11 protein-coding genes and 1 riboswitch are annotated in these 12,045 nt (G+C 53.6%); of the genes, 5 read left to right on the forward strand and 6 right to left on the reverse strand.

What is annotated here, in order from left to right; translation table 11 throughout:
• Window positions 1-66: 66 nt before the first annotated feature.
• A complete protein-coding gene (locus BC440_RS00690) occupies window positions 67-1,494 on the reverse strand; it encodes an FAD-dependent oxidoreductase (RefSeq protein ID WP_071239375.1) in 1,428 nt (475 codons plus the stop codon).
• Entirely contained in the window at window positions 1,491-2,264 is a 774-nt protein-coding gene (locus BC440_RS00695) for a TVP38/TMEM64 family protein (protein ID WP_247643509.1), read from the reverse strand. Before BC440_RS00695 ends, BC440_RS00690 begins: the two co-directional genes overlap by 4 nt.
• A gap of 232 nt (window positions 2,265-2,496) precedes the next feature.
• A riboswitch (SAM riboswitch) is annotated at window positions 2,497-2,571 on the forward strand.
• 77 nt (window positions 2,572-2,648) lie between these two features.
• On the opposite strand from BC440_RS00695, the gene metZ reads away from it, so the two are divergent.
• The 3 genes from metZ to folE all read left to right on the forward strand — a co-directional run bounded on the left by metZ (window position 2,649) and on the right by folE (window position 5,112).
• Window positions 2,649-3,851, forward strand: coding sequence for an O-succinylhomoserine sulfhydrylase (gene metZ / locus BC440_RS00700; protein WP_071239376.1), 1,203 nt, complete (start codon window positions 2,649-2,651; stop codon window positions 3,849-3,851).
• A gap of 214 nt (window positions 3,852-4,065) precedes the next feature.
• Window positions 4,066-4,458, forward strand: a complete 393-nt coding sequence (gene apaG / locus BC440_RS00705; RefSeq protein WP_007091869.1) for a Co2+/Mg2+ efflux protein ApaG — start codon at window positions 4,066-4,068, stop codon at window positions 4,456-4,458.
• A gap of 63 nt (window positions 4,459-4,521) precedes the next feature.
• Complete coding sequence (gene folE / locus BC440_RS00710) at window positions 4,522-5,112, forward strand: GTP cyclohydrolase I FolE (protein ID WP_007091870.1); 591 nt, start codon at window positions 4,522-4,524, stop codon at window positions 5,110-5,112.
• Between the two features lie 212 nt (window positions 5,113-5,324).
• On the opposite strand, the gene BC440_RS00715 is transcribed toward folE, so the two are convergent.
• Window positions 5,325-6,179 (reverse strand): fructosamine kinase family protein, encoded by an 855-nt coding sequence (locus tag BC440_RS00715; RefSeq protein WP_071239377.1) that lies wholly within the window; start codon window positions 6,177-6,179, stop codon window positions 5,325-5,327.
• 3 nt (window positions 6,180-6,182) lie between these two features.
• On the reverse strand, window positions 6,183-6,659 hold the full coding sequence (locus tag BC440_RS00720; RefSeq protein ID WP_071239378.1) for a low molecular weight protein-tyrosine-phosphatase: 477 nt from the start codon (window positions 6,657-6,659) through the stop codon (window positions 6,183-6,185).
• Between the two features lie 196 nt (window positions 6,660-6,855).
• Here BC440_RS00720 and BC440_RS00725 point away from each other — a divergent pair, with 196 nt between their 5' ends.
• Window positions 6,856-7,815 (forward strand): AraC family transcriptional regulator, encoded by a 960-nt coding sequence (locus BC440_RS00725; protein ID WP_007091873.1) that lies wholly within the window; start codon window positions 6,856-6,858, stop codon window positions 7,813-7,815.
• Window positions 7,816-7,912: 97 nt separating this feature from the next.
• The gene (locus tag BC440_RS00730; RefSeq protein ID WP_071239379.1) at window positions 7,913-9,175 is read left to right on the forward strand and encodes a hypothetical protein; all 1,263 of its coding nucleotides are present in this window, start codon (window positions 7,913-7,915) and stop codon (window positions 9,173-9,175) included.
• An 82-nt stretch (window positions 9,176-9,257) separates the two neighbouring features.
• Here BC440_RS00730 and BC440_RS00735 read toward each other — a convergent pair whose 3' ends face one another.
• Window positions 9,258-10,694 carry an MATE family efflux transporter gene (locus tag BC440_RS00735; protein ID WP_071239380.1) on the reverse strand — a complete coding sequence of 479 codons (1,437 nt, stop codon included), beginning with the start codon at window positions 10,692-10,694 and terminating at the stop codon, window positions 9,258-9,260.
• Window positions 10,695-10,798: 104 nt separating this feature from the next.
• Complete coding sequence (locus tag BC440_RS00740; protein WP_071239381.1) at window positions 10,799-11,554, reverse strand: glycerophosphodiester phosphodiesterase family protein; 756 nt, start codon at window positions 11,552-11,554, stop codon at window positions 10,799-10,801.
• Window positions 11,555-12,045: the final 491 nt, after the last annotated feature.

Here is a 12,045-nt window from a genome sequence, read left to right on the forward strand (position 1 = left end):
CAAATGTTAGCCAGAGACGGGGAAAAATGTACAGTGTTTCAGAAGCTTGCCCCCACTCTGACCGTCCTAGCCGAATTTCAGCAGGAAGCGGACGATCTTGCGAGTCTTTTCGCTAAACAGGCTGGGTGTGTACCACGCCCCGGCAACGCGTTTGGACAATTCGCCCAGAGTCGGATAAGGCGCAATCATTCCGGCAATCGCCCCGATTTTCATTTTCTGGGATATGGCCAGCGACCAGAGGCCGATAAGTTCCCCGGCTTGGTGACCAACAATACCGGCACCAAGGATTTTACCGCGTGTTGTGGTCACGATTTTGATAAAGCCTTTGGTTCGGGCTTCGGCCCGTGCGCGATCATTTTCCGCGTATTGCCAGGTAACGACCCTGATTGCATCGCCAAATTTTTCGCGTGCTGCGGTTTCGCTCAAGCCAACCTGTGCCAATTCAGGATTGGTATAAGTCACCCATGGAACGGCTTTGTGATCGACTTTGGCTGGCAGGCGGAACAAGGCGTTACGAATCACAATGCCAGCATCGTAACCCGCCATATGGGTAAATTGCAGACCACCTGTGACATCGCCAATGGCAAAGATTTTGGAATTGCTGGTGCGTAATCTTTTGTCGACGTTGATCCCGCGCGCACTGTATGTCACCCCGGCCGCGTCGAGGCCAAGATCATCGATAGTCGGTTTCCGTCCTGTTGCAATCAGAAGGTGGCTGCCTTCGATGGTGATATCTGCACCGTTATGCTCGATGATAACGCGTATCTGATCGTCATGTGTCTCCACCCGCTTGGTTTTGATCTTTTCATACAGGCTTATGCCAGAAGACTCGATCATATCGCGAACCACAGCCACAAGATCGGGATCGTCCTTTGGCAGGATCGTTGCCATTTCGATTACGGTGACTTTTGCGCCAAGCTGCTGGTTTGCCTGTGCCATTTCAAGGCCGATGGGGCCACCGCCAATGATGATCAGGTGATCAGGGCAAATCCGGTTTTCAAAGATGGTTTCGTTGGTAAAATACGGGACGGCGTCAATCCCGTCGATTGGTGGAACGGCTGCACGTGACCCGGTCGCAATCACAAACCGTTTGGCGTGAATGCGTTTGCCGTCGGCGATGACCTCGTTCGGGCCGGTAAAATGTGCTTTGGCCTCGATAACCCGACAGCCGAGTTTTTCAAATCTTTCAACCGAGTCATGCGGTGCAATACCGGCGATGACAGAATGGACATGATCCATGGCGCGCGCAAAGTCGATTGCCAACGGGTCGGTGCCGACACCAAATTGAAATGCTGTCCGGGCATTCTCGGCCGCGTGTGCCGCAGCCAGCAATGCCTTGGACGGAACGCAACCGGTATTCAGGCAGTCGCCGCCCATCTTGCCCTTTTCTATCAGGACAACATCGGCACCCATCTGGACCGCGCCGGCAGCAACCGAAAGCCCGCCTGATCCGGCGCCAATGATACAGATGTCTGTTTTGATTATATCGCTCATCGGGTGTTTGCCCCGCTATTGCGGTTACGGAATTTTTTATAGGCCACCGGGATCATTGCCAGCACAGCCAGGCCGATGATCGGGGTTAGAATGCGGGGTTCAAAAATAATGCCAAGATCGGGCGTCTTGCCCTGATCAAACAGTGCACCCAAACCATCCCCGATTGAAACATACACAAAGGTGCCCGGGATAATGCCAACCGCCGTACCCACAACAAATGACCGAAATTTTACCCCCAGCAGAGCCGGGACCAGATTAACCAGCCAGAACGGAAATAACGGTACAAGCCGCAGGACCATAAGGTAGCTGAATGCGTTTTCGGCAAAGCCAGCTTCCATTTTACGGATTGCACTTCCGGCCTTGGCACGCATGAGGTCATAAAAGGCATAGCGTGCGGCAAGATAAACGACTGTTGCGCCAATAGTTGCGGCAATCACGACATAACCCGTGCCCAGCCACGCCCCGAACAGAAACCCGCCAACAATGGTCAGTATCGACCCCACCGGAAGCGACAGGGCAACGGCAATGGCGTAGCCCGCCATAAAGGTAGCAACGCTCAGAACCGGATTATCCGCGACGAAATTCTGCAAAATATCGCGATTCTCGCGCAGGGTTTCGAACGATAAATAATCCACCGCACCAAATAGCCACGCGAGCACCAATCCGGCAAACAGGATCGAGACCGGCAGAAATTTGCGCCAAAGTGGCGTTCTGACGCTGGTGGCTTGCCCGGACTTGAAATGATCTTTGGTCGTGTGCTCTGACGTCATTGAATGTGTCTTGGTCATTGATTTTACTGTCTTAACCGCCTCTCTGAGGGAAGCGGCTTTTAAAGGATTGCATGTCTTGGCCGAACAATAGAGCGAAAAAGCACGAGATGCTTATGAACTGCTTTCACCATTGCGTGAGGCCACCAGGAAACTCCCATATGGATTCAAAGACGGACAGGTATGATTGTCGGGTGCGTGATGCTTGACGTCGGGGAAACCAAGTCGTATCGTCGGGTTTCTTCGTGGGATTTGTCGACCGGCTTGCGACCACGTAAAAAATCGCTAAAGAGGGTAATCGTGGCTTCGGCCCTGACCCATCGTGCCGGTCAGGGTTTTTTTGTGTCCGGGTCATCCCAATATGACCGGGCATATAGGAGCAAGACGATGACAACCGAAAAAAAGGCTTCTGATAAATGGCGTGCGGCTACCCGTGCAGTTCGCGGCGGCACGGCGCGTAGCGGGTTTAATGAAACCTCCGAAGCCATTTTTATGAATTCCGGCTATGTCTATGACAGTGCTGCCGAGGCTGAAGCATCTTTTGATGGTACCGGCCCGGAACGCTTTGTGTATTCGCGTTTTGCCAACCCGACGGTGGGGATGTTCGAAGAACGTCTGGCGCTGCTCGAAGGTGCCGCATATTGCCGTGCAACCGCATCTGGCATGTCTGCTGTTTGGAATGCCCTGATCGCGTGCACAAAGGCAGGCGGCCGTGTTGTTGGTTCGCGGGCACTTTTCGGTTCGTGCGAGTTTATCCTGACGACCCTTTTGCCCCGGTTCGGGGTTGAAACCGAACTGGTGGACGGCACAGACCATGCTGCGTGGGAAAAGGCATTGTCGAAATCGGCTGATGCCGTTTTCCTTGAAACGCCGTCCAACCCGACATTGGAAGTCATCGATATCGCATTTGTTGCCGATCTGGCGCATAAGGCCGGTGCCAAGGTTGTTGTTGATAACGTTTTTGCGACACCGATCCTGCAAAAGCCGATGGAATTGGGCGCTGACATTGTTGTCTATTCCGCGACCAAGCATATCGATGGTCAGGGACGCTGTCTTGGTGGCGCGATCCTTTTCAATGACAAGGAATGGCACGATAACCACCTGACAACGTTCCTGCGCCACACCGGTCCCAGTATGAGCCCGTTCAACGCATGGGTTCTGCTTAAAGGTCTCGAAACGCTTGGTCTGCGTGTTGATCAGCATATTCGCAATGCAACAGCACTTGCCGGGTTCCTTTCGGAACAGCCGCAGGTATCGCGCGTTATCTATCCAGGGCTCGAAAGCCATCCGCAATATGAACTGGCGATGAAACAGATGTCGGGGCGTGGTGGGGGATTGATCGCGATCGAGCTTGCCGGTGGAAAGTCGGCTGCTTTTTCGTTGCTCGATAATCTTCAGCTTATTGATATTTCGAACAATCTTGGTGATGCCAAAAGCCTTGCGACCCATCCGTGGACCACGACCCACCAACGTGTTCCGGCTGAAGACAAGATCACTATGGGCATTACCGAGGGCATGCTGCGATTGTCTGTCGGTCTCGAAGATATTGATGATCTGAAAGAAGATCTGTCTGCCGCGTTGCGCGTATAACAGTAAGCAGGTTCGGCGATATGCCTATGTCAGGCGGTCCGTATCTGCACGGGCCGCCTTTTGCTTAGCCGAGAAAATACGTGATCGGGATGGCAAATTGGTGGCAGACATCTGGTACTTGGGGCATTGACTGTCTAAATATGACCTAGGTAAAGCAAAAAAGCGCAACGCCCTTGGCAGAAGGAACGCAATAAGAATTGGCCTGGAGTTTTGCATGTATTCATCAGTGACCCGAGACATAAAAGTATCCGTGCAACCTGTGTTCCTTGACGAACAGTCAGACCCGGACACCCATCGTTATGTCTGGGCCTATCGGGTTGTCATCGAAAATCATGGCCCGAAAACAGTACAACTTTTGAACCGTTACTGGCGTATTACCGATTCCCGGGGATCAACCCAGGAAGTCCGGGGATCAGGTGTGGTCGGCGAGCAGCCGGTTCTGGCAAGTGGCGAAAGTTTCAATTACACAAGCGGCGCGCCATTGGCGACGCCAAGCGGTTTCATGGTTGGGACATATGAAATGACTGACATGGATGGAAACCGGTTTGATATTGAAATCCCGGCATTTTCGCTCGACAGTCCGCATAGCAAGCGCACACTTAATTAAACGAACCAAGATCAGGGTCGGGAGCACATGACCCACAGGACAGAATTATAAAGAGGAAGCCAAATGTGCAGCGAAACCAGCGCCGTTAAACGCCCATCGCAAGAAGAAGCAGAAGAAGCCGTTCGTACCCTGCTTCGTTGGGCAGGAGATGATCCTGATCGTGAAGGACTGCGCGGAACGCCAGACCGTGTTGTGAGGTCTTACGGTGAATTTTTCGCAGGTTACCAGCAGGATCCGGCAGAAATTTTACGTCGCACCTTCGAGGAAACCGACGGCTATGACGAGATGGTCGTGCTGCGTGATATCCGTGTTGAGTCTTATTGTGAACATCACATGGTGCCGATTATCGGTGTTGCGCATGTCGCCTATCTGCCGCGCCGCCGGGTCGTTGGTATTTCCAAGCTGGCCCGTGTCGTCGAAGTTTACGCAAAGCGCCTGCAGATTCAGGAAAAAATGACCGCACAGGTCGCCAATACCATTCAGGAAGAACTTGATCCGCTGGGTGTTGCCGTCGTGATTGACGCCAACCATCAATGCATGAGCACACGCGGCATTCACAAGACCGGGGTGTCGATGGTGACCAGCCGGATGCTTGGGGCCTTTCGCGATGATCCGATCACCCGGCGCGAGTTTTTCGCGATGATCGGTCGATAGGGTTTATTTCGAATATAATGAATAGAGGCCGCCTTTCGGGGTGGCCTTTGTCATATGCACGGTTATGTTCAGTCGGCACGAAACTGCTGATGGCAGGATTTGCAGGTTTGCAGCACGTTGCGGAATGCATCAGTTAAACTGACCAGCATCGGCGCTAGCACTTGGTAACAGTTCGGTAAAAGCCGATCCTGCATGGCTGCTGATTTTGCCCGTCATACCCCAAAACGGGCGAGAATGCGATCCACGGAACCGACATAAGACCCACCGAAAAGACGAACATGCACCAGAAGCGGGTAAAGGTTGTAAAGTTCACGGCGTTCTTCAAAGAAGCCCGGCAGGATCGGGAAAATTTCCGAATACCGATCAAAGAATGCAGGTGTAAGGTCACCAAACAATGTGCCGAAGGAAAGCTCGATCTCCCGATCACCAAAATAAACTGCCGGATCAACCAATCCGGCGATCTTTCCCTGTTGGCACAGAATGTTGCCACCCCACAGATCGCCATGCAGCAAGGATGGTTTGCAGTCTGATGGCAAAAGACCACCAAGTTTGGCCGACAGGGTTTCGATCCGTGATAAAAAATGCCCTGGCAGTCGTCCGCAACTTTCTGCCTGCTGGGCCATGTAAAGCAGACGGTGATCGCGAAAGAAGGTGATCCAGTCGACCGTAAGGGGATTGGGCTGATCAAGGCCGCCAATAAGCGTGTCAAAGGACAACCCAAACCGGCCTTGTGTAACCTGATGTTGACTGGCCAATAGAACGGCAAGGTCACTTTGAACCTGACCGTTCATGTGACCATCATTTTCTATGAAATGCATGATCAGCAATCCGGGCTCGGCATGTAACACGGCCGGAAATGGAATGGGGGAATGAGTGCCCAGATAGTCAAGCATCCGGCCTTCAATTTCCAGATTTGCCTCACCGCCCTGCTTGATGACGAGTTTGCGACCATCGCGAAGATCGGCGCGCTTCACATCGGAAACGCACCCTCCCGAAAGCTGGTGATAGGCCGCAACCTCGCTTCCGGTAATGTCTTTAATCCGTTGTGTAATCATCGGCGATGCCATCGCTCAAATTCCATGCTTTTCCCTGATGTGGATTAGCAAGGCACCTGACGTTTCCTCAATCATATCAAAAACCGATTTGAAGCCGTTTGCCCCACCATAATAGGGATCAGGAACGCTTTGTCCTTTGCGGTTCGGGTGGTAATCCAAAAACAGTTCCAGCTTATCGCGATACTGGGCGGGACATTGGTTTTGCATATCGGCCAGATGTCCGTCATCCATGGCAAGGATGTAATCAAACTCGCTGTAATCACTTGAAGTGATTTTACGAGATCGGATCAGGGACAGGTCATAACCGCGACTGGCGGCCATTTCGCGTGATCGCGGATCAGCCTGTTCACCGGCGTGATATCCCGAAAGGCAGCAGCTATCGACTTTGATGGCATCATCCATCCCTGCTTTGCTGACCATGGTCTTGAAAATGCCATCGGCGGTGGGAGAACGGCATATATTGCCGGTACAGACAAACAGAACTTTAATCACGATATGGCTTTCCGTTGGGTCGGGACCTTGCCAGACTGGCACATTCGGTGCCTTCGGCGCAATGATATCTACGTTAACTGCGCGAAACACCAAATGATCAATGTAACAGCTTCGTGACATTTTCTACGATAAGCTGACAGCCATCTCATATGTTTGTATGATCGCGCCAAGTGGTGGTTCAAAAATGTGATTGGTAATGCAGGAATTCGTTTCGTTTGGTTTGCATATCGCCCTGATCCGGCAACTGGCGTGGTTGCCAAAGGGATATGATCTTGTGCCGGAAGGCACGGTCATCACCAGTGCTCGCCTGCGCAGCATTCTGCTTGCTCTTGAAGAAGCTAACGGGCCTTCGGTATTGGTGCGGCTAGGGCGTCATCTGGCGCTTAAGGAACAGCAACCGGTTTTGACCATGTTGCGCCAGGGGGCAACGCCCGAATTGATCGCGGATCGCTGGCATCGGCTTGAAGGTTATTCCCATGCCCGCAGTCGCACCGATTATCAGGCCGCCGGAAAATCATTGACCCTGCATCGTGGTGCTGTCCGTGGCCAGCCGCCCGCACGGGTCGAAAACCTTTTAATGCATGGTTTCATGGTTGGTCTGCTCGAAGCGGTCGGTGTCGAAAATGTCAGCAGCGCAATCCTGCCCAGCCATGGTCCTTCCATTCCGGTAATCCGAAATGGAAAACTGATCAAGAAACTCGATTTTGCCGGGCGTGCTTTACGTTTTCGCATCAGTTGGCAAAGCTATGTCGCGATTTCATCGGGCTATCCGTTTATGGCGAATATGCCCGGAACGGCGCCGACCGTCGGGAACAGTCGGCCGGTCGTGCAAAAGCTTTGCGCTGTGCTTGAACATGATATCGGGCGCAGCTGGACGATTGAAGATGTTGCCAATGCGCTTGATACATCCGGCCGGACTTTGCAGCGTCGTTTGCAACAGGCCAACAGCCGCTTTTCCGATCTCCTGCGTCTGATGCGGGTACGCGAGGCGTGCCGCCTTCTGGCTGGCACCAGCCTGATGGTTGGTGAAATCGGATTTTGGTGCGGTTTTACCGACAATGCGCATTTCAGCCGTGATTTCCGTCGTCTGGTGGGGATGCCTCCTTCGGTATATCGCGAAGCCAGTCTTGGTCATGCCGGTCTGACGCGCGCCTGATTAAATTGCGGCGGCAATTGACCGCTCCGATTTCCTTGGGTATCAGCACGACACCAACCATTGCGCCACTATCGCCGCCCAGACTGCGAGGCTATCCATGACTGATACATCCGCAACCGATCAGTATGCAGGTTTCCTGCCACCATTCTTCCGGGATCGCCCGGATGCAGAGGATGTGATGATCCGGACCTGGCAGGTCGGGGATCCGCTTGGCGATCATGATGTGCCTGAATTACCAGCACCGATTGCCATGTTCTTTGATCTGGTTGCAGCTGCCGCTGAGCGGGCCGGGTCAAACGGGTTTGCCCATTTGTGGCTGGATCGCCATCCGCATGAACAACCGGGTTGGCGGCTTTCTGTTGGCCATGTCGGTTCTGCCGATGAACTTGATGCCGCTATTGCCAAACCCCTTGTCCGGCTGGGTGGTTCCATGGCGATGGCTCTGATCGAAACCGAAAGCTGGCATGTAACCCGTCCGCTTTGGCGCAAGCGCGCCGAACCGGTGCGTCTGACCTTCTGGGGGGCATTTGGCAAACACGCGCGCAGCTTGATCGGCCATCGGGATGCCACCGGTTATTATCAGCCGGTAGGGGCGGGCCTGCGGTCCGATCATGTGTTTGCCGCATTGCCATTGCTCGAAGATATGCTGGGCGATCCGTTTTTGCGCGATGGTATGGGATTTGAAGACGCGCTTCGTATCGGCATGTCGCTTGGACGGGCGCACCTGCTTGAAAGCTGGATCGAAGCTGGCGGCGCGGAAAAGGAACCCTATTTCAGACCGATGCAAATCTGGCATCAGGCATGGCTTGCCAATGCTCTGATCGATCCGGCGTTGGCCACTCTTGCAATGTCGGCTCAGCCCCCGATGCCCGCCCTTGATTTTGATCGCAAAGCAGATCCGGAAACGCGGCGTGCCGCGCTTGACGATCTTTCTGGCTGGCTAACAACGGTGTTTTTCAATGATGCCAATCCGGCTCTTCGCAATGCGTTCATTGCCGGGGTGCAAAATGCCGTCTGGCTTGATCCCGATTTGCAGCAATATGTTCAGCCCCAACAACGTGCCGAAATTCTGCAAGGCTTGATGCCCTATTGCCGCTGGTTCCTTGCGATGGCGCTTTATAACCATCTTGGAAATCTTGCGGCGGGAACAGCACGCGAGGATCAGGTCGCATTTTACACAACCCTTGTCGAAGCCCTGCCGGAACTTTCACCCTTGGGCGAATTTGCAACCCAGCGTGATATCGAGCAGCACATCATCCGCATTGATGCCGCACGGGCGGCTTCGGCTCTGGATACGCTGGTTCTGCCATTTTGTGATCTGCTGATGCCGCGCCTTAAACTCGATGCGGTGCGCGCATAGCTTTGCATGTAGGCAAATGCGCAAAATAAAAGGTCCGCTGAGGGTATTCGGCGGACCTTGCTTTTAGTGACAAGGCGCTTGTCTATTGCTGATAAGCTCTGATCGGACGGCTCGATACAATTGCAAACCGGATGGCAAGGCCGCTAACCGCGACAAGGCTTGCAATCACAATCCCCCAGAACAGCCCAGCAACACCAAGCCCGACCACAAAGGTCAGATAGTACCCGGTAGGTATCATCACACATATATATGACACCAGATGCAGGATCGTCGGAACCCATTTATCCCCGGCACCGCGCAATGCGCTGATGGCGGCATTCTGTCCGCCGTCGGTCGGGAAAATGATCGGCATCAGAACCAGAACACCGGCTGTCGTGGCAATCACGGTGGCGTCCTGCGTAAACAGGTGTGCCACCATCCCCGGAAGCAAATAAAGCGGCGTGCTGAGCAACAGCATCACGGCCATGGTTGTCAAAAGCCCGATCCACCCGGCCAATGCCATATCGGGGCGGTCACGTCTGCCATAGGCAATGCCGACCCGAACGGATGTCGCCGATGCCAGTCCAAGGGCGACCATGAACATCAATGCCAGCATCGTCATGGTGATACCGTAACTTGCCGCGGCCACGACCCCAAGGCGTCCTGCGAAAAGCTGCATGGCGGCAAAGGCGCTGGTTTCCATGCCTTGGCTGGCGCCAGCGGCATATCCCATGTGGCGGGCATTACGCGAATGGTGCCACCAACCGGCAAAACCATCGCGAATGCCGTAATCGACATGACTGCGCATCAGCAGGATATAACCAAGCAGACTGATCGCCATAAGCCAGCGAATTACGGTTGATGTCCATGCTGCGCCCTCTGCTCCCATTTCCGGAAAGCCAAACGCGCCATAAACCAGTCCATAATCCAGTACCAGATTAATAAAATTAGCCCCGATCATCAGCATCATGCCGGGTAATGGACGTTGAAGTCCTTCGAGGAAAAAGCTGCACACAATATAGATCATTGCGGCGGGCATTCCGATCGACAGGATGACCGAAAGGTTGCTGGCATGCTCGGTGATATCTTCTGGTTGGCCGGTGGCGATAAACAGCCATTCGGATTTCCAGGTCACAAGCATGAAGGCAATGCCAATCAGCATGCCATAGGGCAGACAGGCCCGCCATGTCTGTCCCGCTTCAAGAAGATTGTTTCGTCCCACCGAATGTGACGTCAGGATCATCACCCCGGTCAGAAGCCCGATGCCGGTAACCATCAATGATGTAAAGGGTGCATGCGCAATATTGAGATAGGCCAGACTGGCACTGTCATAATTTCCAACAACGATCGTATCGACAACCGACATGATCAGCATGCCAAGCCGCGCAATCACAACCGGCAGCGCCAAACGGAACAGTTCGCTTAAATGACGCCGAACGCGATTATGCGGGTAAAGCGGCACCGGAGGAACATTCGGTGGCAACCCTTCCGGATGATTGGCGGGCATACCCGGTGGGGCGCCGGGTGGTGTGATCGTCATAGTCTTCGTTTCCTCGTTATCATTGACGCGCGGCAGTCATTGCGGTGGCGGTGCAATGCCGGGTGGGTGGTGCGTAGCGCGTGTTTGTTATCTTGCCTGTCGGCTTATTTGCCCCGGCCCTGCGGGTTGGGATGACGCGGGATTGCGGCAATCATCTTTGCGGGATCATCGGTAATGACCGATGTTACCCCCCAGCCAAATAACTCTTTGGCACGGGCCGGATCATTGACGGTATAACAGACCAGCGGCACGTTGGCCGCAACGATTTCAGCGGCCTTTTCGGGATCAAGTGCCTTGTGATCGATATGAAGCGCACTTGCGCCAAGCTGGGTATATCCGTCATGCCAATTGTCGGGTAGTGTCTCCAGAAGCCAGCCACACGGCATGTCGGGCAAAAGCCGCCTGATTTCGGCAACGGCACCGTCATCAAAACTTGAAAGCAGGATCGGAAGCTTCTTTGCCCGGTCAAGTTCTTTTGCAACTTCCTGGCACAGCCGCACAGGATCACAGCCCGATGGCTTGATTTCAAGATTGGCCCCCATATCCATAAAGAACAGGGTTTCAAGCGTGTCGTTCAGTGTCGGGATACGTTCGCCTTTATATATATCTGAAAACCATGAACCGGCATCAAGCTCGCGCAGCACGCTTAACGGCTGTTTGTGGATCGGGCCTGTACCGTTGGTGGTCCGTTCAAGTGTGTCGTCATGAATAAGCACACACTGGTTATCGGCACTCAGCGTTACGTCGCATTCAATCCACTTGGCCTGACGCGCCCCAGCGACCCGAAAGGCAGCAATGGTGTTTTCCGGGGCTTCGATGGACGCGCCGCGATGGGCGACAATATGGGGAATCTCGATCACGGTTCGGACCTTCTGTATATCGGGTGGCAAATGTGTTTCAGAACCGGGTGATCGTGTTTCACGCGAAACCGTTTTGCCCGGATCGGCTGATTAGATTGGCGTTGCGATTCTCATACGCCTGATGCTTTCTGTAAAAAAGCGAAAATCTTGTGTCGATTTGAACGTAACTCTTTTCATATTCGCACTGAAGTCATTGGACTCCATATCGGATTCCCGCATTGATCCGATTGTTTTTTCCAGATTTCCTGTGTTTCACGACTGTTTCACAGGGGCAGTGTCATGTTCTTCGATTAAGGGATTTCAATGCAAAACCCCGGAAAGACCAGTGTTTGTGCGGACCGTTTCGGGGGTGAAAAAAACAATCTGCAAAAATCTCAGAAAAACTTCAAAAAAGGTGTTTACAGGTCTGGCGAGGGGCCCTATAACCCGCCTCCACCGACGGGGTGCGGCGCCAAGGAGACGGCGACGCGGACTGGAAGGTAGAGGGCTTC

The sequence above is a fragment of the Thalassospira sp. MIT1004 genome (assembly GCF_001858545.1).
In the GTDB taxonomy this organism is placed as follows: domain Bacteria; phylum Pseudomonadota; class Alphaproteobacteria; order Rhodospirillales; family Thalassospiraceae; genus Thalassospira; species Thalassospira xiamenensis.